This is a genomic window from Serratia sp. KH_031, from assembly GCF_057839655.1.
The window spans coordinates 3,762,652-3,787,243 of the sequence record NZ_CM174496.1 but is presented as its reverse complement, the minus strand read 5'-3'; the positions used below and the strand labels follow the sequence as shown (position 1 = coordinate 3,787,243).

25 protein-coding genes are annotated in these 24,592 nt (G+C 50.8%); 12 read left to right on the top strand and 13 right to left on the bottom strand.

Translation table 11 applies throughout. The features are described from left to right. The first annotated feature begins 171 nt into the window (after positions 1–171). The 6 genes from nrdR to pgpA all read left to right on the top strand — a co-directional run bounded on the left by nrdR (position 172) and on the right by pgpA (position 4,420). Complete coding sequence (nrdR, locus tag AC3ISQ_RS16975; RefSeq protein WP_489348384.1) at positions 172–621, top strand: transcriptional regulator NrdR; 450 nt, start codon at positions 172–174, stop codon at positions 619–621. A gap of 11 nt (positions 622–632) precedes the next feature. Continuing rightward, positions 633–1,742, top strand: a complete 1,110-nt coding sequence (ribD, locus tag AC3ISQ_RS16970; protein ID WP_489348382.1) for a bifunctional diaminohydroxyphosphoribosylaminopyrimidine deaminase/5-amino-6-(5-phosphoribosylamino)uracil reductase RibD — start codon at positions 633–635, stop codon at positions 1,740–1,742. 231 nt (positions 1,743–1,973) lie between these two features. Continuing rightward, entirely contained in the window at positions 1,974–2,444 is a 471-nt protein-coding gene (gene ribH / locus AC3ISQ_RS16965; protein WP_489348381.1) for a 6,7-dimethyl-8-ribityllumazine synthase, read from the top strand. 20 nt (positions 2,445–2,464) lie between these two features. Continuing rightward, positions 2,465–2,881, top strand: coding sequence for a transcription antitermination factor NusB (gene nusB / locus AC3ISQ_RS16960; protein WP_489348379.1), 417 nt, complete (start codon positions 2,465–2,467; stop codon positions 2,879–2,881). 53 nt (positions 2,882–2,934) lie between these two features. After that, positions 2,935–3,918 carry a thiamine-phosphate kinase gene (gene thiL / locus AC3ISQ_RS16955; protein ID WP_489348377.1) on the top strand — a complete coding sequence of 328 codons (984 nt, stop codon included), beginning with the start codon at positions 2,935–2,937 and terminating at the stop codon, positions 3,916–3,918. 1 nt (position 3,919) lies between these two features. Next, a complete protein-coding gene (pgpA, locus tag AC3ISQ_RS16950; protein ID WP_489348376.1) occupies positions 3,920–4,420 on the top strand; it encodes a phosphatidylglycerophosphatase A in 501 nt (166 codons plus the stop codon). Positions 4,421–4,481: 61 nt separating this feature from the next. On the opposite strand, the gene dxs is transcribed toward pgpA, so the two are convergent. From dxs to xseB, 3 genes are read right to left on the bottom strand one after another with little or no spacing between them, the layout of a single operon-like run. Beyond that, on the bottom strand, positions 4,482–6,344 hold the full coding sequence (gene dxs, locus AC3ISQ_RS16945; RefSeq protein ID WP_489348375.1) for a 1-deoxy-D-xylulose-5-phosphate synthase: 1,863 nt from the start codon (positions 6,342–6,344) through the stop codon (positions 4,482–4,484). Between the two features lie 33 nt (positions 6,345–6,377). Next, the gene (gene ispA / locus AC3ISQ_RS16940) at positions 6,378–7,280 is read right to left on the bottom strand and encodes a (2E,6E)-farnesyl diphosphate synthase (protein ID WP_489348374.1); all 903 of its coding nucleotides are present in this window, start codon (positions 7,278–7,280) and stop codon (positions 6,378–6,380) included. Between the two features lie 5 nt (positions 7,281–7,285). Next, the gene (xseB, locus tag AC3ISQ_RS16935) at positions 7,286–7,549 is read right to left on the bottom strand and encodes an exodeoxyribonuclease VII small subunit (RefSeq protein WP_489348372.1); all 264 of its coding nucleotides are present in this window, start codon (positions 7,547–7,549) and stop codon (positions 7,286–7,288) included. 152 nt (positions 7,550–7,701) lie between these two features. Here xseB and thiI point away from each other — a divergent pair, with 152 nt between their 5' ends. Then, positions 7,702–9,150 carry a tRNA uracil 4-sulfurtransferase ThiI gene (thiI, locus tag AC3ISQ_RS16930; protein WP_489348371.1) on the top strand — a complete coding sequence of 483 codons (1,449 nt, stop codon included), beginning with the start codon at positions 7,702–7,704 and terminating at the stop codon, positions 9,148–9,150. A 168-nt stretch (positions 9,151–9,318) separates the two neighbouring features. Continuing rightward, positions 9,319–10,110: a DUF4198 domain-containing protein gene (locus AC3ISQ_RS16925; protein ID WP_489348369.1), complete on the top strand. Its 792-nt coding sequence runs from the start codon at positions 9,319–9,321 to the stop codon at positions 10,108–10,110. 40 nt (positions 10,111–10,150) lie between these two features. Here the strand turns inward: AC3ISQ_RS16925 and yajL are convergent, their stop codons facing one another. After that, complete coding sequence (yajL, locus tag AC3ISQ_RS16920; protein ID WP_489348367.1) at positions 10,151–10,741, bottom strand: protein deglycase YajL; 591 nt, start codon at positions 10,739–10,741, stop codon at positions 10,151–10,153. After that, positions 10,701–11,615, bottom strand: coding sequence for a 2-dehydropantoate 2-reductase (gene panE, locus AC3ISQ_RS16915; protein WP_489348365.1), 915 nt, complete (start codon positions 11,613–11,615; stop codon positions 10,701–10,703). Before panE ends, yajL begins: the two co-directional genes overlap by 41 nt. 150 nt (positions 11,616–11,765) lie before the next feature. Between panE and AC3ISQ_RS16910 the strand changes: the two genes are divergently transcribed. Beyond that, the gene (locus AC3ISQ_RS16910; protein ID WP_489348363.1) at positions 11,766–12,257 is read left to right on the top strand and encodes a YajQ family cyclic di-GMP-binding protein; all 492 of its coding nucleotides are present in this window, start codon (positions 11,766–11,768) and stop codon (positions 12,255–12,257) included. Positions 12,258–12,292: 35 nt separating this feature from the next. Here AC3ISQ_RS16910 and AC3ISQ_RS16905 read toward each other — a convergent pair whose 3' ends face one another. The 8 genes from AC3ISQ_RS16905 to AC3ISQ_RS16870 form a co-directional block, all read right to left on the bottom strand. Continuing rightward, positions 12,293–13,657 (bottom strand): MFS transporter, encoded by a 1,365-nt coding sequence (locus AC3ISQ_RS16905; protein WP_489348362.1) that lies wholly within the window; start codon positions 13,655–13,657, stop codon positions 12,293–12,295. A gap of 161 nt (positions 13,658–13,818) precedes the next feature. Then, entirely contained in the window at positions 13,819–14,709 is an 891-nt protein-coding gene (gene cyoE / locus AC3ISQ_RS16900) for a heme o synthase (RefSeq protein WP_489348360.1), read from the bottom strand. Between the two features lie 17 nt (positions 14,710–14,726). Then, entirely contained in the window at positions 14,727–15,065 is a 339-nt protein-coding gene (locus AC3ISQ_RS16895) for a cytochrome o ubiquinol oxidase subunit IV (protein ID WP_489348358.1), read from the bottom strand. Next, positions 15,065–15,679 (bottom strand): cytochrome o ubiquinol oxidase subunit III, encoded by a 615-nt coding sequence (locus tag AC3ISQ_RS16890; RefSeq protein WP_489348356.1) that lies wholly within the window; start codon positions 15,677–15,679, stop codon positions 15,065–15,067. The genes AC3ISQ_RS16895 and AC3ISQ_RS16890 overlap by 1 nt, the downstream gene beginning before the upstream one ends. Beyond that, positions 15,669–17,660, bottom strand: a complete 1,992-nt coding sequence (gene cyoB, locus AC3ISQ_RS16885) for a cytochrome o ubiquinol oxidase subunit I (protein ID WP_489348355.1) — start codon at positions 17,658–17,660, stop codon at positions 15,669–15,671. Before cyoB ends, AC3ISQ_RS16890 begins: the two co-directional genes overlap by 11 nt. A 4-nt stretch (positions 17,661–17,664) precedes the next feature. After that, positions 17,665–18,618: a cytochrome o ubiquinol oxidase subunit II gene (gene cyoA / locus AC3ISQ_RS16880; protein WP_489348353.1), complete on the bottom strand. Its 954-nt coding sequence runs from the start codon at positions 18,616–18,618 to the stop codon at positions 17,665–17,667. Between the two features lie 433 nt (positions 18,619–19,051). After that, on the bottom strand, positions 19,052–20,530 hold the full coding sequence (gene ampG / locus AC3ISQ_RS16875) for a muropeptide MFS transporter AmpG (protein WP_489348352.1): 1,479 nt from the start codon (positions 20,528–20,530) through the stop codon (positions 19,052–19,054). 45 nt (positions 20,531–20,575) lie between these two features. After that, on the bottom strand, positions 20,576–21,154 hold the full coding sequence (locus AC3ISQ_RS16870) for a lipoprotein (RefSeq protein ID WP_489348351.1): 579 nt from the start codon (positions 21,152–21,154) through the stop codon (positions 20,576–20,578). Positions 21,155–21,493: 339 nt separating this feature from the next. Between AC3ISQ_RS16870 and bolA the strand changes: the two genes are divergently transcribed. The 3 genes from bolA (at position 21,494) to clpP (ending at position 24,436) form a co-directional block, all read left to right on the top strand. Further along, positions 21,494–21,808 carry a transcriptional regulator BolA gene (gene bolA / locus AC3ISQ_RS16865; RefSeq protein ID WP_489348349.1) on the top strand — a complete coding sequence of 105 codons (315 nt, stop codon included), beginning with the start codon at positions 21,494–21,496 and terminating at the stop codon, positions 21,806–21,808. A 365-nt stretch (positions 21,809–22,173) separates the two neighbouring features. Beyond that, entirely contained in the window at positions 22,174–23,475 is a 1,302-nt protein-coding gene (gene tig / locus AC3ISQ_RS16860) for a trigger factor (protein ID WP_489348347.1), read from the top strand. A gap of 337 nt (positions 23,476–23,812) precedes the next feature. After that, complete coding sequence (clpP, locus tag AC3ISQ_RS16855; protein ID WP_489348346.1) at positions 23,813–24,436, top strand: ATP-dependent Clp endopeptidase proteolytic subunit ClpP; 624 nt, start codon at positions 23,813–23,815, stop codon at positions 24,434–24,436. Positions 24,437–24,592 lie beyond the last annotated feature (156 nt).

The window sequence follows — 24,592 nt, the reverse complement described above, 5'->3', positions numbered from 1 at the left end:
TTCGGTAGCGTATGGTTCAGCTTAGCTGGATCAGCGGCTAAAGTCATGATTTGTGCCACAGTTTGCTCAGTTCTTAGCAGCATTTCGCAACAATTGCCTTGTAGTCTTTAGTTGTAGTGACTGTTCAGGTTAAACTGTTCTTAATTCTACGATCGTTTATCAGGACGTGTTATGCATTGCCCTTTCTGCGCTGCCGTTGATACCAAAGTGATTGACTCTCGTCTGGTCGGGGATGGTTCGCAGGTGCGCCGTCGTCGCCAATGTCTGGATTGTAACGAACGTTTTACCACCTTCGAAGTGGCAGAACTGGTGATGCCACGGGTAGTGAAAAGTGATGAAGTGCGCGAGCCGTTTAACGAAGACAAACTGCGTCGCGGCATGTTGAAAGCGTTGGAAAAGCGCCCAGTCAGCTCTGATGACGTGGAAAACGCCATCAACCATATCAAATCTCAACTGCGTGCCACCGGTGAACGCGAAGTACCAACCAAATTGGTGGGTAACTTGGTGATGGATGCATTAAAAAAGCTGGATAAAGTGGCTTACATCCGTTTTGCCTCGGTTTACCGCAGTTTTGAAGATATTCGTGAATTTGGCGAAGAGATCGCCAAACTTCAGGATTAACAAGGATCTCCATGCATAACGATGAACTCTATCTGGCGCGGGCCTTTGAATTGGCGCGGCTAGGGCGTTTTACCACGGCACCAAATCCGAACGTCGGCTGTGTGATCGTGCGCGAGGGTGAAATTGTCGGCGAAGGTTATCATTTACGCGCGGGTGAGCCGCATGCTGAAGTTCATGCGCTGCGCATGGCGGGTGGGCGTGCTCGCGGTGCGACGGCTTACGTCACGTTAGAACCTTGTAGTCATCATGGCCGCACGCCACCCTGCGCCGAGGCGTTGATCGCCGCTGGGGTGAGCCGCGTCGTAGCGGCAATGCAAGATCCGAATCCGCAAGTCGCCGGGCGTGGCTTATACATGCTGCAACAAGCGGGTATTGAGGTGCGTCATGGTTTGATGCTGGCCGAGGCCGAAGCGGTCAATCTGGGCTTCTTGAAACGCATGCGTACCGGTTTCCCTTATGTGCAACTGAAACTAGGTGCTTCGTTGGATGGTCGCACGGCGATGGCATCCGGTGAAAGCCAGTGGATCACTTCACCGCAGGCACGGCAAGATGTTCAGCGTCTGCGAGCGGAAAGCGCTGCGATCCTGAGTACCAGCGCTACCGTGTTAGCAGACGATCCTTCGCTGACGGTCCGCTGGGATGAGCTGGACGCAGATACTCAGCGGGTTTATCCGCAGGAAAACTTGCGCCAACCACTGCGTATTATTCTCGACAGCCAAAACCGCGTTACGCCGCAGCATCGCGTTGTCCATCAGCCGGGTGATACCTGGTTGGCGCGTTTGCAGCCGGATCAGCAAGTGTGGCCAACTGGCGTTGAGCAATTGACCTTCCCTGCTTACGGCGGTGGCATCGATCTGGTGGTGATGATGATGCAATTGGCGAAGCGTCAGGTGAATTCAGTCTGGGTTGAAGCGGGCGCACAACTGGCCGGCGCCTTATTACAAGCGGGACTGGTGGATGAGCTCGTTCTGTACATCGCGCCAAAACTGTTAGGGGATAATGGCCGTGGTTTGTGCCATCTACCGGGCTTGGAACATCTTGCAGATGCGCCCGAGTGGATGTTTAGTGAAGTCCGACAAATCGGCCCCGATCTGCGCGTGAAATTGAAGCCCAAATACTGAATTTGGTTATCTGTGAGAGCTTTTACAAAAGCGCCGCGTATGAATGTATACCCTAAATAATTGGAGCTGCATCAAGGCGGCAAGAGAGCTTATCCCGATGAGCTTACTCAAGTAAGTGATTCGGGTAAGTGAACGTAGCCAACACAGATGCAGCTTCAAGTATGACGGGTATAAAGAATATGATAGAATCCGCCCCCCTGCGGGGTATGAACCCATTTTTAAGGAAAGCCCATGAAAGTTATCGAAGGTGTTGTTGCTACTCCAAATGCCCGTGTGGCGATCGCAATTGCACGTTTTAACAATTTCATCAACGACAGCCTGCTGAGCGGTGCTATCGATGCACTGAAGCGTATTGGTCAAGTTGCTGACGACAACATCACTGTTGTCTGGGTTCCGGGTGCTTACGAGCTGCCGCTGACTGCACGTGTACTGGCTAACACCGGTAAATACGATGCGATTATCGCTTTAGGTACCGTAATCCGTGGGGGCACTGCGCACTTCGAGTATGTGGCTGGCGAAGCGAGCTCTGGTATTGGCAACGTGGCGTTGACCAGTGAGATCCCAGTGACCTTCGGCGTGTTGACGACCGAAAGCATCGAGCAAGCCATTGAACGTGCCGGTACCAAAGCGGGTAACAAAGGCGCTGAAGCTGCCTTGACCGCACTTGAAATGATTAATGTTATCAAAACTATTAAAGCCTGAATTTAGTTAAGGGGAATTCCGTGAAACCTGCTGCTCGTCGCCGCGCTCGTGAGTGCGCTGTCCAGGCACTTTACTCTTGGCAGTTGTCTAAAAATGACATTGCTGACGTTGAACACCAGTTCCTATCGGAGCAGGATGTCAAAGATGTTGATGTTGCCTATTTTCGCGAGCTGTTGGCCGGTGCTGCGGTAAATGCGGGTATGTTGGATGGCCTGATGGCACCCTACCTGTCACGTCAGCTCGAAGAACTGGGTCAGGTGGAAAGAGCCATCCTGCGCATTGCGTTGTTTGAGCTGAAAATGCGTGAAGATGTCCCTTACAAAGTGGCAATCAACGAAGCGATCGAATTGGCAAAAACCTTCGGTGCTGAGGATAGCCACAAGTTTGTGAATGGGGTGCTAGATAAAGCCGGCCCTCATATTCGCAAGAAAAAATAAACAGTTAAGGCCGGTTTACCGGCCTTAATTTCGTCTAGTGGAATCTATTATCTATGGCATGCGGTGAATTTGACCTGATTGCCCGCTATTTTGACCGGTTCAAAAGTGTGCGCCGGGACGTACAGTTGGGCATTGGAGACGACTGCGCACTGCTGACAGTGGCAGAAAAACAACTTGTGGCCATTAGCACCGACACTTTGGTCTCCGGTGTTCACTTCCTACCGGAAATCGATCCGGCGGATCTTGGCTATAAAGCGCTTGCGGTTAACTTGAGCGATCTGGCTGCGATGGGCGCCGATCCCGCTTGGCTTTCACTGGCTCTGACGTTACCTGAAGTTAACGAACCTTGGTTGGAAGCTTTTAGCGATAGCTTGTTTGAGCTGCTCAACTACTACGGCATGCAACTGATTGGCGGCGATACCACGCGTGGTCCGCTGAGCATGACGTTGACGATTCAAGGACTGGTTCCAGCTGGTCGCGCTTTAACGCGTGGTGGGGCGCGTATCGGTGATTGGATTTATGTCACGGGTACTCTGGGTGATAGCGCGGCCGGTTTTGCCATTTTACAGGACCGTTTACAGGTCGCGGATCAGGCTGAGCGCGACTATCTGGTGCGCCGTCATCTGCGTCCACAACCGCGGGTTCTACAAGGGCAGGCGCTACGCGATCTGGCCAGTTCGGCGATCGATATCTCCGACGGTTTAATCTCCGACCTGAAACATATCCTGAAAGCCAGCGATTGTGGCGCACGCATCAATCTGGATGAGTTGCCACTGTCGCAAGTCTTAACTAAACAGGCCGATGCTGAGCAGACGTTACGTTGGGCGCTGACTGGTGGTGAAGATTACGAGCTTTGCTTCACCGTACCGGAAATCAATCGCGGTGCGCTGGAAGTCGCGTTAAGTCATCTGGGCGCGGATTATACTTGCATTGGGCAAATCGCACCGCAGACTGAAGGGATCAAATTCTTCCGTCAGAATCAGGTGGTTGAGTTGCCGTGGCATGGTTTCGATCATTTCAGTACGGAGCAGGATTAATATGGATGAAGCGAAACGCCGTTTACGAATGAGTAATCCGTGGCACTTGCTGGCGACCGGTTTTGGTAGTGGCCTGTCGCCGTGGATGCCCGGAACCGCAGGCTCATTGGCGGCGATCCCATTCTGGTTGTTATTGATCCAACTGCCGTGGCAGCTTTATTCGTTATTGGTGATGTTCAGCATTTGCATCGGTGTTTATATTTGCCATCGAACCGCCAAAGACATGAAGGTTCACGACCACGGCAGCATCGTGTGGGATGAATTTGTCGGCATGTGGATCACCCTGATGGCACTGCCGGTTAACGACTGGCAATGGGTGGTGGCTGGTTTCGTGATTTTCCGTGTGCTAGATATTTGGAAGCCGTGGCCGATTCGTTGGTTCGATCGCAACGTTCATGGTGGTATGGGGATTATGGTTGACGATATTGTCGCCGGAGTGATTTCCGCCGGGCTTATCTATCTGGTGGGGCATCACTGGCCAATAGGTTTATTTTATTCCTGATACGGCTATTTAAAAGACAACGCCCACGTGAAAGTGGGCGTTGTTATTTCTGAAGGCGACTTTATACCAACCAGTTCTCGATCTGGCGTTGAATACCAGCGGCATCCAAACCTAAATCGCTACGGATTTCGTCCTGAGTGCCTTGTGGCACAAAGATATCCGGTAGGCCGATGTTCAGCACTGGTACCATGCAGCGTTTGCTCATCAGCAATTCGTTCACACCGCTGCCTGCGCCACCCATGATGGCGTTTTCTTCCAATGTCACCAGCGCTTGATGGCTAGCCGCCATTTCCAGCACCAATTCTTCATCTAGCGGTTTAACGAAACGCATATCGACTAAGGTTGCGTTCATCGCTTCGGCGGCGGCGGCGGCTTCTGGCAGCAAGGTACCGAAGTTGAGGATGGCAATCTTTTCACCTTCACGACGTACCACACCTTTGCCGAGTGGTAACGCATTGAGTGGCTCTAGAGGCACGCCAATGCCGTTGCCACGGGGATAACGTACCGCGCTTGGCCCACCATCGTGGTGATAGCCGGTATACAGCATTTGGCGGCATTCGTTCTCGTCGCTTGGCGTCATGATTACCATATTCGGGATACAGCGCATAAACGACAGATCGAACGCACCTTGGTGCGTTTGACCGTCCGCGCCGACAATGCCACCGCGATCGATAGCGAACAACACTGGCAGATTCTGGATCGCCACGTCGTGGATCAGTTGATCGTACGCACGTTGCAGGAAGGTGGAATAGATCGCTACCACCGGCTTATAGCCGCCAATGGCTAAGCCAGCGGCGAAAGTGACCGCATGCTGTTCGGCGATCGCGACATCGAAATATTGCTGCGGGTAGTCACGCGAGAATTGCACCATACCGGAGCCTTCGCGCATCGCTGGCGTTACCGCCATCAGCGAACTGTCTTTAGCGGCAGTTTCACACAACCAGTCACCAAAGATCTTGGAGTAGGTCGGTTGTCCGCCTGCGCTTTTTGGCAAAGTGCCACTGGCAGGATCGAATTTCGGTACGGCATGGAAACTGATGGGATCTTTTTCCGCTGGTGCATAACCACGACCTTTTTTGGTCATGATATGCAGCAATTGCGGGCCTTTCAGATCGCGCATGTTTTTCAGCGTTGCGACCAGACCATGCACATCATGACCGTCGACCGGGCCAATATAGTTAAAGCCCAGCTCTTCAAACAGTGTACCCGGCACCACCATGCCTTTCAGATGTTCTTCGGTACGTTTGAGTAATTCTTTGATCGGCGGCAGGCCGGAAAGCACTTTCTTGCCGCCTTCACGCAGCGTGGAATAGAGTTTTCCAGACAGCAACTGCGCCAAATGGTTGTTCAGCGCGCCGACATTTTCGGAGATCGACATTTCATTGTCGTTCAGCACCACTAGCATATCTGGGTGGATGTCACCGGCGTGGTTCATCGCTTCGAATGCCATACCGGCGGTAATCGCGCCATCGCCAATGACGCAGACGGTACGACGGCCTTTGCCTTCACGTTCTGCGGCCACAGCCATGCCTAATCCGGCGCTGATCGAAGTCGAAGAGTGGCCGACGGACAACACGTCGTATTCACTCTCTGCGCGCCAAGGGAACGGGTGTAGGCCATTTTTCTGGCGAATGGTAGAAATACGATCGCGGCGTCCGGTCAGGATCTTGTGCGGGTAAGCCTGATGGCCGACATCCCAAACCAGATGATCAAACGGGGTGTTATAAACGTAGTGCAGTGCTACCGTCAGTTCGACCGTACCCAGCCCTGAAGCAAAGTGCCCGCTGGAACGGCTAACGCTGTCCAGCAGATATTGCCGCAGTTCATCACATAACTGCGGCAGGCTCTCTTTTGGTATGGTGCGGAGTTCTTCCGGGTTCTCCGCCAGTGCCAGTATCGGATATTTGGCTATTTCAAGGCTCATTCGTTGCTCATATCAGAGGTCTAACGTTATACGTTAATTGTCGCGTTCAATAACGAAGCTGGCTAACGCTCGCAGTGGCGTTGTGTCATAAGATTGTGCCGCCAGAACATCTAGGGCGGCTAGGGCTTCTTGGTAGAGATCCCACGCTTTTGTTTTCGCGCTGTCAAGCCCAAGTAATGCCGGGTAGGTGCTTTTGCCGTGTTGCTGATCGGCACCTTGGCGCTTGCCAAGTTTTTCAGTTTCGCCTACCACATCCAAAATGTCATCCTGCACTTGGAATGCCAAGCCAATAGCGGCAGCGTATTGGTCGAGTTGTGGTAGGGCTGCACGACCTTGTTCTCCGGCGGCCAATGCGCCTAAACGTACCGCTGCGCGGATCAATGCGCCAGTTTTGTGGCGGTGGATCTGTTCTAGTTGTTCCAGCGTTATCTGATGGTCTTCTGCCTCGAGATCGAGCGCTTGGCCTGCACACATGCCTACTGCACCACTGGCGGTTGCGAGTTCAGAAACCATCGCTAACCGATCGCGCAGGGTAACGTCAGACATTTCGGCATCAGCCAAAATAGAGAATGCGAGGGTTTGCAGAGCATCACCGGCCAGAATCGCATTGGCTTCGCCATATTTAATATGGCAAGTCGGTTGACCACGGCGTAAATCGTCATCGTCCATTGCCGGTAAATCATCATGGATCAATGAGTAAGCATGAATGCATTCGATGGCTGCCGCAGGCACATCCAGATTGTTCAGGCTAACGCCAAACATTTGCCCTGTCACGTAGACTAAGAAGGGACGTAGGCGCTTACCACCCAGTAGCGCCCCGTGGCGCATGGCTTGCACTAGACCGCTGTCATTAAAGGGTAGCGGTTCGATAAACTTCAGTAGAGCGTCATCGGCCCGTTGATGTAGGGTTTTCAACTGGTCTTGAAGGTTATGCATGACGATTACTCAGCATCCGGAGTGAAAGGCGACAGTGCCGCATCATCGGCATTATCGTTCAACAAAATCTGTACGCGTTGTTCTGCCTGCTGCAACTTCTGTTGGCCTTGTCGTGCCAGTTGGATACCGCGTTCGAATTCATTCAAGGCATCTTCCAGCGGTAATTCGCCGGATTCCAGACGCGTGACGATGGTTTCCAACTCGCTAAGAGAGCTTTCAAAACTGCTGTTTTGCTCTGTACTGTCTGATTGTGCAGGTTTTTTAGCCATAATTGTCTGTTTACATCATCATGTGAGCAGTGGTGTCAGAGCCTATCCTAGTGATCCTTGATTGGCAAATCCGTGTGGTTTTACGCGCCGAGTGAGTATAGATAGTGATATACTGCGCGCCGCATAATTCTTATCTGACTATAAAGACCGCCATGAAGTTTATCATTAAATTGTTCCCGGAAATCACCATCAAGAGTCAATCTGTGCGCTTGCGCTTCATTAAGATTCTGACTACCAACATTCGTAATGTCCTGAAGCAGTATGATGAAACGCTGGCGGTAGTACGTCACTGGGATTTTATCGAAGTCCGTGCTAAAGATGAAAACCAGCGTCCGGTTATCGCCGATGCGTTGACGCGCATTCCCGGTATCCACCATATTTTGGAAGTGGAAGACCGTGCTTATACCGATCTTCACGATATCTTTGAGCAAACGCTGGCAACCTACCGCGAGCAATTGGAAGGTAAAACTTTCTGCGTGCGTGTGAAGCGTCGTGGTAAGCATGATTTCAGTTCGATAGATGCGGAGCGTTACATTGGTGGTGGCTTGAACCAACATATTGAAAGCGCCCGCGTGAAGCTGAATCAGCCGCAAGTAACGGTCAATCTGGAGATTGAAGACGATTGCCTGATGTTGGTTATTGCCCGTCGTGAAGGTATCGGCGGTTATCCGGTTGGCACGCAAGAAGATGTGATGTCACTGATTTCCGGCGGTTTCGACTCAGGGGTTTCTAGCTACATGCTGATGCGCCGGGGTTGCCGCGTGCATTACTGCTTCTTCAATTTGGGCGGTTCTGCCCATGAGATTGGTGTGAAGCAGGTGGCACATTACTTGTGGAACCGCTTTGGCAGTTCGCACAAGGTGCGTTTCATCGCTATCGATTTCGAGCCTGTGGTCGGTGAGATCCTGGAGAAAGTCGAGGATGGGCAGATGGGCGTGGTGCTGAAACGCATGATGGTGCGCGCCGCCTCTCAGGTTGCCGAACGTTATGGCGTGCAGGCGCTGGTGACGGGTGAAGCGCTGGGGCAGGTATCCAGCCAAACACTGACCAATTTGCGTTTGATTGATAACGCTTCCGATACGCTGATTCTACGCCCGCTGATTTCGCACGACAAAGAACACATCATTGATCTTGCACGGAAGATTGGCACCGAAGACTTTGCCAAAACTATGCCGGAATATTGCGGTGTGATCTCGAAAAGCCCAACGGTGAAGGCAGTCAAAGCCAAGATCGAAGAAGAAGAAGGGCACTTTGACTTCGATATCCTTGACCGCGTAGTGCGTGAAGCGAAGAACGTGGATATCCGCACTATCGCCACCGAAGCGCAAGAACAGGTCACGGAAGTTGAAACCGTTGCTGACTTTGGCGCTGACGAAGTGATTCTGGATATTCGCTCGGTGGATGAGCAAGAAGACAAGCCGCTGCAATTGGAACAGACAGAAGTGAAACCGCTGCCGTTCTACAAACTCAGCAGCCAGTTTAGCGCTTTGGATCAGAGCAAAACTTATTTGCTGTATTGCGATCGCGGTGTGATGAGTCGCTTACAGGCGCTGTATTTGCTGGAGCAGGGCTACACGAACGTTAAAGTTTATCGTCCATAATCTGCTTTATTAGATAGCAACGCCGTCTCCTCGACGACGTTGCTATTGTTGTTCTTCCTTCATCTTCCCTCTCTTTTTAATTCATTTCGATTGGATTGGTTTTAATTTTACACCAATAATTGTTATGTTATAACGTATCTTTAATTCAATTCGAAAGGGAAAGAGTTTATGACGTTAAAACCACTGTTCGTTATGTTGCCTCTGTTATTTACCGGCTATTCACAGGCTCACTCTTTGTGGGTTAATGCAGCTCCCGGTACCGACGACCACCGAATAATAGAAATTGGCTATGGTGATGAATTCCCTACGGCAGAGCCTATTGCAGCCGATCGTTTGCATATCTTCGAAGCGCCGCATTTGGTGGGAGAAAATGGCGATTTAACATTGAAGCCCGGTAAGGAAAACTATCAATTCGTGACCGAGAAGCCGGTAACAAAAGGGAGTTATGCTGCCATTGCCCTCTATAAACCCACTTATTGGTCGAAGAATAGTGCGGGCTGGAAACAGCAAAATAGAACGGAAATGCCTGATGCTTCGTACTGTGAGCAAGCATCAATGTTCGGTAAAACCATTCTGAATGTGGCTGGTGCAACTGATACTGCGGTGATTAGTCAGCCTCAGGGACTAAAGTTGGAGATTGTCCCGTTAGCTAACCCAGCTACCATCAAACCGGGGCAACCATTGCCGATACAGGTGCTGTATGACGGAAAGCCGTTGAAAAAAGCCAATATCACGGCGACTTTTGCTGGTTTTGGCGATCAGCATGAGCATCATGGACATAGCCATAGTCATGCTAAAGCCTTTTTTAATCAGACCGATAGTAAGGGGAAAGTGAACGTTTATCCGTTGAAGGCGGGGTACTGGGTGGTAGAAACGGAACACAAATTGCCTTATGCCAACACGGCAACCTGCGATGAATCGGTATTGCTCTCAACGCTGACTTTCACTATTAGTGAATAAAAGGTTTAAACGGCAGGTCAAATGGCCTGCCGTTACGGACTTAATCCCTAAAGTCGTACATGCCGGGGATTAACACTAACTGTGCCGCTACTTCTGCCGCTTTTTCCTTACCGAGCAACAGATCGATCAATTTCAGTGTGAACTCCATCGCTGTGCCCGGCCCTTGGCTGGTCAGCAGGTTGACACGAGCGTCGAATACCACGCGGCGTTCCATCCATTTATCCTGTGGGATTTTATCTTTTAAGCCGGGGAAACCGGTCATATTGCCGACGGGGAATAAATCGTGGTGCTGTAATACCAGTGCAGGGGCTGCGCAGATGGCCGCAACGATTTTGCCTTGCAGGTGCATCTGACGCACTTTTTCTACCAATAGCGGGCTATCGCGGAAGCATTCGGCACCTTTCAGGCCACCGGGTAACACGATGGCGTCGAAGGGTTCATCGACAATATTGACGAGCGCGGCATCGGCCAGCAGTTTTACACCACGGGAACAGGTGATGGTCAGTGCGCCGTCGCTGGCAACGCTGGCAGTAGTGACGGTCACGCCAGCGCGAACCAGCAGATCAATAGCAGTGACGGCCTCGGTTTCTTCACTCCCAGGTGCCAGACAGACCAGCGCTGATACGCTCATATTCACTTTCCTTTTTCTTAATTGAATCAAATAACTCTGCATTCTTGCTGAGGGTAATGCCGTGGCTGCGTGCTCGGCGTAACAGATAACCGGTGATGTAATCGATCTCGGTGTGTCGTTGGGAGCGAATGTCTTGCAGCATTGAGGAAATGTTGTCCTTGGTACTGTGAATGACCTGCTCTACATAAAATAACAGGCTTTCGAAGGACGTATGGTGGCCTTCCAGTTCCATCACTTGCGCGACTTCGCAGCAAATGGTTTTGACTTCCTCCATGTGCTGCGTCAGATCGCCATTACGACAGTTGTACAGCGCGGTCAGTGGGTTGATGACGCAGTTGACCGCCAATTTCTTCCAACTGGCTGAGGCGATATTGTTGTGCCATGCGACATCCGGTAACGCCTGATGCAGCACTTCAGCCAAATGGCTGAGATTATTGGCAGCGAACGATGTCGGGCCAATGTGAGTCGTGCCGTAAGCAACATGGATAATGGTGTTACCATCATGACGCGCTGCATGCGTGGTGATGCCCTGCAAAATCGGTTGTTCGGCGGTGATTAATTCATCCTGAGTCCCCATGCCGTTATGCAGTAACAGCACCGCGCAACGCGGATTGAGTTTGGGGAGTAACGCGTTGACCGCGCCTGAAACCTGCCACGCTTTTAGCGTCACCAGTAGCAATTCACTCTGTGCCAGATGTTCTGGATCATTGGTTGGCAGATTGCGGTTAAAGGTGCTGCCGTCAGGCGAAATCACATTCACTGCACAAAACGGTTGGGGAACTCGCAGCCAGCCTTGTACATCATGTCCCTGTGAATAGAGGTGTGAGAGCCACAGTTGCCCGAGCGCTCCGCAGCCAAGAATTGTTATTTTCATCCTGCCTCCTTGGAATGACGAAAGTGTCACGCAACAAATTTGATTTAATTTAATTATTATAGGCTTCCTACCGCCAATCGTCTGATTTTGCCTTGGGCGTTAAAGCGGTTATTATGCTTGCCATTAGCCTAAATCAGGAGGGGAGGGAGTATGCCATCTTTCGACATTGTTTCCGAAATTGATATGCAAGAAGTTCGTAATGCGGTGGAAAACGCCACTCGCGATCTCAGTACCCGTTGGGATTTTCGCAACGTCCCGGCCAGCTTCGAGTTGAACGAGAAAAACCAAAGCATTAAAGTTGCCAGCGAGTCTGATTTCCAGGTGCAGCAACTGTTGGACATCCTGCGTGAGAAGTTGCTCAAGCGCAGTATTGAAGGGAGTTCACTGGATGTTCCGGAGGAGTTTGAGCACAGCGGCAAAACCTATAGCGTTGAAGCTAAGCTGAAGCAAGGTATCGAAGCGACTGTGGCGAAGAAAATCGTCAAGCTGATTAAAGACAGCAAGCTGAAAGTGCAAACGCAGATTCAAGGTGAAGAATTGCGTGTCACCGGGAAGTCACGTGACGATTTGCAAGGTGTGATGGCGCTAGTACGCGGTGGCGATCTGGGGCAACCGTTCCAGTTCAAAAACTTCCGCGATTGATAGTTTAACGGCCAGCGATTAGCTGGCCGTTCTGCTTATAGCGCGTTAACCAGCGCTTCTAATTGGCCACGGTTGGTCTGTTTGGTATCAACCTTCACGTAGGCGCTGCATTCTTCTGGCACCACTATCGCTTCCGCCACGCCCGGCTGGGCTTTCAAGCGGCTTTCCAATGCAGAATCTTTGACTGCCAGCTCCGACAGCGTAATGCGTAGGCTGCTGACATACGGTGGCTCTTTCATGGTGCTGCTGACGATGAACCAGATAGCGGCAATCACTGCGCCAGCGATAAACACTAATCCAGCGCCGTGCAGGCCGTACAGCCAACCGCCTAAGCTACCACCAATCGCCACGCCGATAAACTGGCTGGTGGAGTAAACCCCCATCGCGGTACCTTTGTAGCCCGCTGGCGACTCTTTACTGATCAGCGAAGGCAGAATGGCTTCCATCACGTTGAAGGCCATAAAGAACAATTGCACTCCGGCGATGATGCCCCATAGATGGAGGCCTGAGAACCACAGCAACACTTCGGCACAGAACAGTACCGCGACGCAGCCCATAAACACCTGCTTCATGCGGCGTTTTTTCTCGGCATAGATAATGAAGGGGACTACCGCGACGAACGAAACCAGCATGGTGACCAGATAAACGATCCAATGCTGCGCTGGTGCCAGCCCAGCTTTTTCCATCGCCAACGGCAAGGCGACGAAGCTGGACATCAACAGAATATGCAGGCACATAATGCCGAAATTGAGTTTCAGCAACCGTGGATTGTTTAATACCTTGCTGAAACTGCCACGTACAATGCTCGATTCACGGTTTAATACGTGATGGCTAGAAGAAGGCACCACCGCCAAAGTAATGACGATCCCGACTAGCGCCAGAATGGCAATCATCCAAAACAGCGCGTGTAAACCGAGCTCATGGGTAATGATCGGGCCGAGCACCATCGCAATGGCAAAAGTGATACCGAAACTGACGCCAATAAATGCCATCGCTTTAGTTCGGTTTTGCTCGCGGGTGAGATCGGAAAGTAATGCCATAACGGCGGCGGCAATCGCGCCGGAACCTTGCAAGGCTCGACCGATAATAATGCCCCAGATCGAATCACTGGTTGCGGCGATCACACTACCGAGAGCGAAGATCAACAAGCCACCGACGATCAAAGGCTTACGACCAATCCTGTCGGAAACCAATCCGAATGGGATCTGGAAGATAGCCTGTGCCAAACCATAAATACCGATGGCGATACCGATCAACATCTCGCTGGCCCCGTTCAGCGCCATGCCGTAGGTAGTGAGAACGGGTAGTACCATAAACATGCCAAGCATGCGTAGAGAGAATACAGTCCCTAGTCCCCAGGTTGCCCTGCGTTCAAGCGGGGTCATCGAATTATCGTTCATTGAAACTCCAAAATTAAACTAGCGACATTCTAAGGGGCGAGGACAGGGGGGTAAATCAATAGTTGTTAACTGGATATGACGGTTGAATCAATTTTTGACATGTCTAATAAAAAGAGCCGCGCTTTAGTTAAAAAACGCGGCCCTTTTACTGCAAATCTGTTTTACCAGACGTAAGTCAGTACCGTTTCTGGTGAAGGGCTCGAGCTGAAGTCGATAGACATCATGACGCTCAGCGAGGTGATGGCAACAATCGAGAACACGAACAGTTTACGTGCCCAGATGCTGTCATTCTCGGTTTTGTAACCGCGCAGTGCCATACCCAACCACCAAACGCTGACTGCAGCGGCTACGATCAGGTATTTGTAGCCTGCGTAACCACCCAACGTCAGCATCAGCGTAGCGATCATAAACGCCAAGATGTAGACGGTGATGTGGTTCTTAGCAACAGAAATACCTTTCACTACCGGCAACACCGGAATGTTTGCGGCTTGGTAATCTTTAAAGCGGAAGATGGCAATCGCATAGGAATGCGGCATCTGCCACAGGCTAAAGATCGCCAACAAAATCAACGCACCCGCATCGAATTCGTTAGTTACCGCACAGTAACCAATCACTGGCGGAGCCGCACCAGACAGGCTGCCGATCAACGTGCCGTAAACCGAGTGGCGCTTCATGTACAGGCTATAGACGCCGACGTAAACCACGAAGCCCATCACCGCTAGCCACATGGCCAGCGGGTTGGCCGCGAGATACAACAGCGCAAAACCAGCAATACCCAGTATGCTCGCATAAACCAGGGTGACGCTCGGCGCAATCAGGCCTCTAACCAGCACCCGGTTCTTCGTTCTCTCCATTTTCTTGTCGATGTCGCGGTCGATGTAGTTGTTAAACACACAACCGGACGCAACCACCAACGAGACCCCAAATAGGGTGGCGAGAAACAGGGGATAGTCGATGCTCCCTTTGGAAGCAAGGAGGAACCCCCCGACGACAGAAATTAAATTGCCGAAAATAATTCCTGGTTTAGTGACTTGCAGGTATTGCTTAATCATTACGCGCAGCTCGGCTCTTAATCGACCATCATATTGATGTTGAGGTTGTACATAATCCACAGTGAACCCACAACAACGATACCGATGATCATGGCGGTGAACAGCAAGGCCACCAGGTTCCAGCGCTCTTCCGAAGAGGTGTTCATGTGCAGGAAGTAAATCAGGTGAACAACCACCTGAATCACTGCCATTGCCACGACTACCATCAGGATAGTGGAGTGGGAGGCAGAGCCGTCCATCACCATCGCGAAGGGAATGACCGTCAGGATGATCGACAGAATAAAGCCGATCAAGTATGACTTCACGCTGCCGTGGCTTGCGCCGCCGTGAGAGGTTTCATGGGATGAATGGCTCATTACATAACCCCCAGCAGATAGACAACGGTAAATACGCAGATCCACACCACGTCCAAGAAGTGCCAGAACAGGCTCAGACACATCAGACGGGTTTTGTTAGTTGAAGTCAGGCCGTGCTTGCTCACCTGGAACATCATTACCAAGATCCACACCAGACCCGAGGTCACGTGCAGGCCGTGGGTACCAACCAGAGCGAAGAAGCTAGACAGGAACGCGCTGCGATCCGGGCCAAAGCCTTCGTTAATCAGGTGATGGAATTCATAGATCTCCATCGCCACGAAGCCCAGACCGAACAGGAAGGTCAGGAACAACCAAGTGTTAACGCTGCCGACTTTTCCTTTGTTCATGCCGATCATCGCCATACCGTAGGTGATGGAGCTGAACAACAGGAGGAAAGTTTCAACTAAAACAAACTTCAGATCGAAGATGTCTTTGCCAGAGGGACCGCCAGCGGTTCCGTTCACCAGTACTGCATAAGTCGCGAACAAGCTCGCAAACAAAATACAGTCGCTCATCAGGTAAATCCAGAATCCGAAGACCTTGGTTTCACCTGCGTCGTGGTGCCCATGCTCCGCATGGGCTGTATTGTGTTTAGTCAGAGTCTCAGTTGACATGTTTCACGCCTGCTTTGCTGATTTGTTCATAATGTTGGTTTTCGATGCGCTCGATCTCGTCAACCTGCACATAGTAATCAACATCCTGATCGAAGCTCTTGGCAATCCAGGTGACGATCATGCCAACGAAGGCAGCGATCGCCATCCACCAGATGTCCCAGATCATCGCGAAACCAAATACCAAGCTGAAGCCAGCAATAATTACACCGGCGCCGGTATTTTTCGGCATATGGATAGGTTCATATTTCGCAGGTTTCTTGTAAGCAGTGCCTTTCTCTTTCATGTCCCAGAACTCGTCACGGTCATGAATAGTAGGAACTACAGCGAAGTTGTAGAACGGCGGTGGAGAGGAGGTTGACCACTCCAGAGTACGCGCGCCCCACGGGTCACCGGTCAGGTCACGGTTCTGCTCACGATCACGGATACTGACGAAGATCTGAATCAGTTGGCACAGAATACCGCAGGCAATCAGCGCCGCACCGCCAGCTGCTACCATCAGCAGTGAGTGGAACTCTGGGTTGATGTCTTGGCTCAGGCGACGGGTCATCCCCATGAAGCCCAGCGCGTACAGCGGCATAAAGGCAACGAAGAAACCGATAATCCAGAACCAGAAGGCGCGTTTGCCCCAAGTTTCGTTCAGCGTGAAGCCGAAGGATTTAGGGAACCAGTAGGTCAGGCCAGCGAAGCAACCGAACACCACACCACCGATAATCACGTTATGGAAGTGAGCGATCAGGAACAGGCTGTTGTGCAACACGAAGTTAGCACCTGGAACTGCCAACAGAACACCGGTCATCCCACCCACAGAGAAGGTGATGATGAAGCCAACGGTCCACAGCATGGCCGAGTTGAACTGGATACGCCCTTGGTACATGGTGAACAGCCAGTTGAAGATTTTCACCCCGGTCGGGATGGAAATGATCATGGTGGCGATACCAAAGAAGGCGTTAACGTTCGCGCCGGAACCCATGGTAAAGAAGTGGTGCAACCAAACGATGAACGACAATACGGTGATGGCGATGGTTGCCCATACCAACGAGGTATAACCGAACAGACGTTTGCGCGAGAAGGTGGCGGTAACTTCGGAGAACACCCCGAACACTGGCAGCACCAGAATATACACCTCTGGGTGACCCCAGGCCCAAATCAGGTTGATGTACATCATCATGTTGCCGCCCATATCATTGGTAAAGAAATGGGTGCCCAGATAGCGATCCAGGGTCAGCAACGCGATGGTGACAGTCAGAATTGGGAATGAAACGATGATCAGTATGTTGGTACAAAGAGCGGCCCAAGTGAACACTGGCATCTTCATCAGAGGCATACCAGGGGCACGCATCTTCATGATAGTAGCGAAGAAGTTCACACCGGTCAGCAAGGTACCCAGACCGGAAATCTGTAGACTCCAGATCCAGTAATCAACACCGACACCCGGACTGTATTCTTTGCCTGACAGCGGCGGATACGCCAGCCAGCCCGTCTGCGCAAACTCACCGACCCCTAGAGAGAGGTTGATCAGCACGACACCGACGACGAAGAACCAGAAGCTCAGGGAGTTCAGGAACGGGAAGGCAACGTCACGCGCACCGATTTGCAACGGTACAACCACGTTCATCAGACCCACAACGAAAGGCATCGCCATGAAGAAGATCATGATAACGCCGTGCGCGGTGAAGATCTGGTCGTAGTGGTGCGGCGGCAAGAAGCCCGCTTCACCTGCCGAGGCCAGTGCCTGCTGGCTACGCATCATGATGGCATCGGCAAAGCCACGCAACAGCATGACCATCGCCACAACGATGTACATGATACCGATTTTCTTATGGTCGACGGAAGTCAGCCATTCGGTCCAAAGATACTTCCATTTACCGAAATAAGTAATCAGCGCCAGCAGCGCGAGGCCGCCGACAATGATTGCTGCAACGGTGACCATGATGATCGGTTCATGGTACGGAACCGCATCAAGAGTTAATTTTCCCAACATCAGATTATTCCTCGGCTCCGGCGTGAGCATGTTCACTCATGTCACTCTGGCTCATGTCCATACCTTCTGGCATCGCTTTGCTCGCGTGGCCGTTGTGCATGTTCATATCGCCCATGAATTTGGCAATGGTTTCTTTGAACAAATTCGGTTTGACACTAGAGAAGTACTCAACCGGGTTGTTTTCGCTCGGCTGCGCCAGTTTGTTAAAGGCATCGGTGGTATTCAGGTTATTAGACGATGCTTTCACCTTGGCAACCCACTGATCGAAGTCGCCTTCGGTTGGGGTCACAATCGCGGTGAATTTCATACCGGAGAAGCCCTTGCCGCTGTAACTGCTGGAGATACCTTTATAGTCCCCGGCTTCGTTACCAATCAGGTGCAGCTTGGTTTGCATCCCGGCCATCGCATAAATCTGTCCGCCTAACTGAGGGATAAAGAACGAGTTCATTACCGAGTCAGAGGTGATTTTAAATTCGACAGGAACATCTTTCGGGAACGCCAACTCATTCACCGTCGCGATACCTTGCTCTGGGTAAATGAACAGCCATTTCCAGTCCAGCGATACCACTTCGATGGTCATTGGCTTTTTGTCGGTGACAATCGGCTTAAATGGATCCAGCTCGTGGGTCGTTTTCCAGGTAATGGTGCCAAGGATGGCGATGATGATGATAGGAATGGTCCAGACGACCGCTTCGATTTTGTTGGAGTGTGACCAGTTCGGACTATACTTGGCGTCTTTGTTGGAAGCACGATACTTCCAAGCAAAAGCGAATGCCATGAAGATAACTGGAACTACGACGATCAACATCAAGCCGATCGCAGTCAGTATCAGTCTCCGTTGTTCGACACCTATTGCTCCTTTGGGATCCATCAGAACCATATCACAACCACTGAGCATTACAGTGGCTGCAATTAATGCCAACATCCCAATACTTTTATTGTATTTCTTAAGTCTCATCTAACGACCTCAATAACAAAGGCTCAATTGTCGTTTCATGTGTGCCGGGCATTTTACGGGAAGGTTGCAACACTGTAAACATACTTAAGGGAGTGTCAGCGTCCTGTAGACACTTTCTGTTAAGGGTGTCACAGATGTTACTAGGCGTGACATTTTGCTATTTGCAACAAAGTGTTGGCGCGCTGAATCGTGACGTCCAGAGCGTATGTTACGGAAAACCAATGATATGCAGGGAGGGGGATAAAATTTAAATTCGAGGGGGGAGTTTGTTTAATGTAAAATATTTGTTTATTAAAGGTGAAATAATTTCTATTCTTGAGCGAAATAGTCGGGAAAAATAAGCCAAGTCGCAAAAAGTATTTTCGTTGCGAAATAAAATTATTCCTAATAATGTATTTTTTTGCCAGACACTTCTTACATTGTCCGACAAATGTCAGGCTAATTGAGTTCGACGCAAAGCCAAATAGTCCAATAAGCTCCCCATCACAATACCTATCAAGCTCAAAGCGGCACCGATCTGTAAGATCTGCGTGGCCAGTTGCGGCATATGGCTCCATTCCAACGCATTGGTGATCAACAAGATCAACCAGATAGCTAATAACCCGCAACCCCCAGTCAGCAGACGCAGCGCCCAACGATAGGCTTGGCGGAATTCTGTGCGTGGCATAAAGTCATCGGTTTTTTGGGTGTATTCCAGCGTTTGGCGACAAACGGCTAATAAAATGAGTCCTGGAATAGCGGCAATGATGGAGAATAGATAGAACAACGGCCAGCCATGGGCCTCAACAAACCAGCCTGCGATTGGCCCGACATAGACTCGACCCACCGCAGATAACGCCGATAGTAGGGCGAATTGCGTTGCGGAAAACGACTTATTACACAATGTCATCAGCAATGCGACAAACGCTGCCGTGCCCATACCACCACACAGGTTCTCCAAGAAAATGGCGCTGCCCATCGTCATGATATTTTTATCGGTGATTGCCAGCAACCAGTAACCGACATTGGACACCGCTTGCAGAATGCCGAACAGCATCAGTGCGCGGAATAGGCTCAGGCGTTGCATCAACACGCCGCCGAACAACGCTCCAATAATAGTGGCAAATAGGCCAAGGGTCTTGTTCACCAATCCGACTTCACCAGCATCGAAACCCACGCCGCGGATCAGGAAGGTGGTGCTCAAGCTGCCAGCAAAGGCATCGCCCATCTTGTACATCACGATTAATAGCAGAATCAGCCAAGCGTTGTTACGCGCGAAGAAATCACGTAATGGGGCAACGACCGCTTCTTCCATGGTGCGTGGCGCAGGAATGCTGTTATCGGGTTCGGGAGCCAACAAGGTGGCGGCGATACCAATCAACATCAATCCGGCCATCAACCAATAGGTCGATTGCCAACCAAAGTAACGATCGGCCAGCCATAACGCCAAGCCGCCGGAAACCAACATCGCTAGTCGGTAACCCAACACCGAAACCGCTGCACCAGCACCGCGCTCTTCGGCAGTTAATAAGTCAGTTTTATAAGCATCAAAAACAATATCTTGCGAGGCAGAACAGAATGCCACCAACACCGCCAATGCCGCCAACCACCAGAGATGTTGCGTCGGATTCATAAAACCCATCGCCACAATCGCGACAACTAACAGCAATTGACTGATTAACAGCCAACCACGTCGCCGCCCAAGAAACGGCGGTGTGTAGCGATCCATAAAAGGTGACCAGAGGAATTTGAACACATACGCCTGACCGACCAATGAGAAAATACCAATGGTTTTTAGATCGACGTTTTCGACGGTCATCCAAGCTTGCAGCGTACCTGAGGTCAACGCCAACGGCAGCCCAGAGGCAAAGCCTAAGAGCAGGAGAATGAGGGAGTTACGTTGGGTGAAGATGCTCAGATACTGTTTCGACATGGGTGCCTTGTCTACGCCGCCCGAAAAATCAGGCGGCGTGAGCCATTAACGTGCGTTTTGCTTGATAAAGTCGTTGACGCTGGTGTCTTGCGCCATATCGGCAATCACATCACCCAGTACGGTGTTAACCGCATTGGTGATTTTATCGTTAGTGGCGGTGAATGCGCCCTGTACATTATAGGTAGAGCGGTAGTTCTTCACCTGCTTATTGCCGTTTTTGGCTTGCGCGATGATGGAAATATCCGCTTTGGTGGTGATGTTGTAACGCAGGTTACCTTCAGAAACGTCGGCAAACAGGTTGTTCACTACGATTTGCAGATCAACCGGACCGTTCGGGCCGATCATATAACCACGGGCACTCATCTGTTTTTCCAGCGTTTCTTGCAACAGGTAGCGTAGATCGCGGGATGGAGTCAGCGTTACCAGTTGACCATCGCGGTTAACTTTAGCCAGTGCTTGATCCTGACGTTGATCGGCACCGTTAATACTGATGGTCACACCTTGCAGTGTCGGATCTTGCTGCGGCAGAGCGATTTTTGGCGTGACGTTCAGCGTGTTACTGCTGGTAGCACAGCCAGCAAGCATCAAAGCCGCCAGCAGTGGAAGGCAAAGTTTCTTTAACATATCACTGTCTCATTTAGTGTTATCGCGCACTTTTTCAGGCGCTGGTTAATCAATATCATAGGGTCAACAACAAATTGCCGACATCATAGCATCGCCGTTGGCTGGGGGAAGCGTTGAACGTCGTCGAGTGACAAATTTTTACCTGTCGTTAATGAAAACATGCTTTTTTGTGCTACTCAATCAGATAAACCCCAACCGGTTCTGGAATTGTCTGTTTTTTCATCGGCTATAAATATATTTGTCATAGCGATAGTCTAGGATGGGCAAAACCGACTAAGATTGAAAGAGATGGCACCGACCTCTGATGGTGTGCTCATGACGGTGTAGTAAGGAGCGCCTATGATTCGCGAACAAATAGAAGAAAAGTTAAAAAAGGAATTTGAGCCCACGCACTTGGAAGTGATTGATGAGAGCTATCGTCATAACGTTCCTGCGGGTTCTGAGAGCCATTTTAAGATCGTGATGGTGAGCGATCGCTTTGTCGGTGAACGTTTCCTGAACCGTCATCGTTCCATTTATGGTGTGCTGTCAGAAGAAATGGCTGATGGTTTACATGCCTTGGCGCTGCACACTTATACCCAAAAAGAATGGGCAGGATTGCAAGATACCGTGCCAGCATCGCCACCTTGTCGTGGCGCTGGTACCACCGCCTAATGGTGAAAATTTGCGGTATCAGTGGAACTTTAGCCTGCATTTAGGGTATTACTACTGCGAACTTTTGAAACGGCCTGCGGGCCGTTTCTGCTTTTGACGACGACATCGCCGATGCGGAGTGCACCCAAATCAGGTTGAGTGTGGAGACATTTTTGACCACAAAACGGCAAAAATGTGAATTTTAGCGCGTCTCCACAAGCTTGCTTCCTCGACTCGCTACGCATGCGCCGCTATAATGTCGCGTCTTATTTTTCCGGAATGGTTTCGGGACGCTTCTGACATCAGGGAACTCGGTTCTGTAATGTAGCCGTCCTGGTTCTTGGAACGGAGTTGACCGAGCACTGTGATTTTTTTGAGGTAACAAGATGCAAGTTTCAGTTGAAACCACTCAAGGCCTCGGCCGCCGTCTCTCTATTACCGTCCCTGCTGATACTATCAATCAAGCGGTGAAGAAAGAGCTGATCAACGCAGCGAAAAGCGTGCGTATCGACGGTTTCCGTAAAGGCCACGTGCCAATGAACATCGTTGAACAGCGTTATGGCGCCTCTGTACGTCAAGACGTGCTGGGCGATCTGATGCAGCGTAACTTCGTTGACGCGATCATTAAAGAGAAGATCAACCCGGCTGGCGCGCCTAACTACGTGCCAGGCGAGTATAAAGAAGGCGAAGATTTCAATTTCGCGGTTGAGTTCGAAGTGTATCCAGAAGTTGAGCTGAAAGGCCTGGAAAACATCGAAGTTGAAAAACCAGTGGTTGAAGTTAATGACGCTGACGTTGACACCATGTTGGAAACTCTGCGTAAGCAGCAGGCAACGTGGAAAGACACTGCCAACGCTGTCACTGCTGAAGATCGTGTGACCGTTGATTTCAGCGGTTCTATCGACGGTGAAGAGTTCGAAGGCGGCAAAGCGTCTGACTTCGTACTGGCCATGGGCCAAGGTCGTATGATCCCAGGTTTCGAAGACGGTCTGGTCGGTCACAAAACCGGTGAAGAATTCGTTATCGACGTGAACTTCCCAGAAGACTACCACGCTGAAAACCTGAAAGGTAAAGCTGCTAAGTTCGCCATCGTGCTGAAGAAAGTTGAAGAGCGCGAGCTGCCAGAACTGACTGAAGAATTCATCAAGCGTTTCGGCGTGGCTGATGGTTCTGTAGCGGGTCTGCGTGCTGAAGTGCGTAAAAACATGGAGCGCGAACTGAAAGGTGCGGTACGTAATCGCATCAAAACTCAGGCTATCGACGGCTTGGTTAGCGCGAACGAAATCGACGTTCCTGCTGCCCTGATCGACGGTGAAGTCGATGTTCTGCGCCGTCAGGCTGCACAGCGTTTCGGTGGTAATGAGAAGCAAGCGCTGGAACTGCCACGTGAACTGTTCGAAGAACAAGCTAAACGTCGCGTTGTTGTTGGCCTGCTGCTGGGCGAAGTGATCAGCACCAACGAGCTGAAAGCTGACGAAGATCGCGTGAAAACGCTGATCGAAGAGATGGCTTCTGCTTACGAAGATCCAAGTGAAGTTGTTGAGTTCTACAGCAAAAACAAAGAGCTGATGAACAACATGCGCAACGTTGCTCTGGAAGAACAAGCGGTTGAAACTCTGCTGTCTAAAGCGAAAGTGACTGAAAAAGCTACTACCTTTAGCGAACTGATGAACCAGACTCCAGCCTAATTGCTTGAGTTACAGATAACCGGCAACGGTCTGTCTTGTTTATCTGAAAAAGCCCGTGACCTTTGGTTTACGGGTTTTTTTTCGCCACCTGACTGATTAATCACAGGTTAAGTACAGTAATATGCACTATATTTACCCTGTTGCCGCTTGGGCGATGGTGGCATTATGTTAAGCGTAATTAGCTAGCCGGGCTTGAAATTCAACCATTGATCCCCAAATGGATAATTAAGACTGGTATTGATAAACGACCGTCGGGTGCTTGAACGTGGTCATAGTGGGCGTTCTCAAGTAGAATCGGTAACCATGACGCCAAGGCAATTTCTATTAGGAGACGGTAATGTCATACAGTGGCGAACGAGATCAATTTGCACCTAACATGGCTCTGGTGCCAATGGTAGTAGAGCAGACATCACGCGGGGAACGTTCTTACGATATCTATTCCCGCTTGCTGAAAGAGCGCATTATTTTCCTGACCGGTCAGGTCGAAGACCATATGGCTAACCTGATCGTCGCACAAATGTTGTTCCTTGAGGCGGAAAGCCCGGAGAAAGACATTTTCCTTTACATCAACTCCCCAGGTGGCGTGATCACTGCTGGTATGTCAATCTATGACACCATGCAGTTCATCAAACCGGATGTCAGCACCATCTGTATGGGGCAGGCTTGTTCGATGGGCTCGTTCCTGCTGACCGCAGGGACCAAAGGTAAGCGTTTCTGCCTGCCGAACTCTCGTGTGATGATTCACCAGCCGCTGGGCGGTTATCAAGGGCAGGCGACGGATATCGAAATCCACGCGCGTGAAATCCTGAAAGTGAAAGCACGCATGAACGAACTGTTGGCGCACCATTCTGGTCAGTCGCTGGAGCAGATCGAGAGTGATACCGAACGTGACCGCTTCATGACCGCAGAACAAGCGGTAGAATACGGTCTGGTTGACAGTATCCTGACTCACCGCAGCTAAACACAACTGGCTGTCGCCATAATATAAGTGAAGCCGATAGGCTATAGTAATCAGAGTGGGGCAACCTGCTCTGAGCTAATTGATCGGTGTACCGAGTAGTAATCTGGCGCACAGCCGCCGTGATTTTCCTGCGGGACAAAGACTAAGAAGAGGTTT

Coding starts and splice junctions, on each gene's coding strand:
- tig (WP_489348347.1), top strand. CDS start 22,174: ATGCAAGTTTCAGTTGAAACCACTCAAGGCCTCGGCCGCCGTCTCTCT.
- cyoA (WP_489348353.1), bottom strand. CDS start 18,618: ATGAGACTTAAGAAATACAATAAAAGTATTGGGATGTTGGCATTAATT.
- AC3ISQ_RS16870 (WP_489348351.1), bottom strand. CDS start 21,154: ATGTTAAAGAAACTTTGCCTTCCACTGCTGGCGGCTTTGATGCTTGCT.
- nrdR (WP_489348384.1), top strand. CDS start 172: ATGCATTGCCCTTTCTGCGCTGCCGTTGATACCAAAGTGATTGACTCT.
- pgpA (WP_489348376.1), top strand. CDS start 3,920: ATGGATGAAGCGAAACGCCGTTTACGAATGAGTAATCCGTGGCACTTG.
- AC3ISQ_RS16925 (WP_489348369.1), top strand. CDS start 9,319: ATGACGTTAAAACCACTGTTCGTTATGTTGCCTCTGTTATTTACCGGC.
- bolA (WP_489348349.1), top strand. CDS start 21,494: ATGATTCGCGAACAAATAGAAGAAAAGTTAAAAAAGGAATTTGAGCCC.
- AC3ISQ_RS16895 (WP_489348358.1), bottom strand. CDS start 15,065: ATGAGCCATTCATCCCATGAAACCTCTCACGGCGGCGCAAGCCACGGC.
- dxs (WP_489348375.1), bottom strand. CDS start 6,344: ATGAGCCTTGAAATAGCCAAATATCCGATACTGGCACTGGCGGAGAAC.
- cyoE (WP_489348360.1), bottom strand. CDS start 14,709: ATGATTAAGCAATACCTGCAAGTCACTAAACCAGGAATTATTTTCGGC.
- xseB (WP_489348372.1), bottom strand. CDS start 7,549: ATGGCTAAAAAACCTGCACAATCAGACAGTACAGAGCAAAACAGCAGT.
- AC3ISQ_RS16905 (WP_489348362.1), bottom strand. CDS start 13,657: ATGAACGATAATTCGATGACCCCGCTTGAACGCAGGGCAACCTGGGGA.
- ribH (WP_489348381.1), top strand. CDS start 1,974: ATGAAAGTTATCGAAGGTGTTGTTGCTACTCCAAATGCCCGTGTGGCG.
- ribD (WP_489348382.1), top strand. CDS start 633: ATGCATAACGATGAACTCTATCTGGCGCGGGCCTTTGAATTGGCGCGG.
- thiL (WP_489348377.1), top strand. CDS start 2,935: ATGGCATGCGGTGAATTTGACCTGATTGCCCGCTATTTTGACCGGTTC.
- thiI (WP_489348371.1), top strand. CDS start 7,702: ATGAAGTTTATCATTAAATTGTTCCCGGAAATCACCATCAAGAGTCAA.
- yajL (WP_489348367.1), bottom strand. CDS start 10,741: ATGAGCGTATCAGCGCTGGTCTGTCTGGCACCTGGGAGTGAAGAAACC.
- clpP (WP_489348346.1), top strand. CDS start 23,813: ATGTCATACAGTGGCGAACGAGATCAATTTGCACCTAACATGGCTCTG.
- ispA (WP_489348374.1), bottom strand. CDS start 7,280: ATGCATAACCTTCAAGACCAGTTGAAAACCCTACATCAACGGGCCGAT.
- panE (WP_489348365.1), bottom strand. CDS start 11,615: ATGAAAATAACAATTCTTGGCTGCGGAGCGCTCGGGCAACTGTGGCTC.
- AC3ISQ_RS16890 (WP_489348356.1), bottom strand. CDS start 15,679: ATGTCAACTGAGACTCTGACTAAACACAATACAGCCCATGCGGAGCAT.
- cyoB (WP_489348355.1), bottom strand. CDS start 17,660: ATGTTGGGAAAATTAACTCTTGATGCGGTTCCGTACCATGAACCGATC.
- AC3ISQ_RS16910 (WP_489348363.1), top strand. CDS start 11,766: ATGCCATCTTTCGACATTGTTTCCGAAATTGATATGCAAGAAGTTCGT.
- ampG (WP_489348352.1), bottom strand. CDS start 20,530: ATGTCGAAACAGTATCTGAGCATCTTCACCCAACGTAACTCCCTCATT.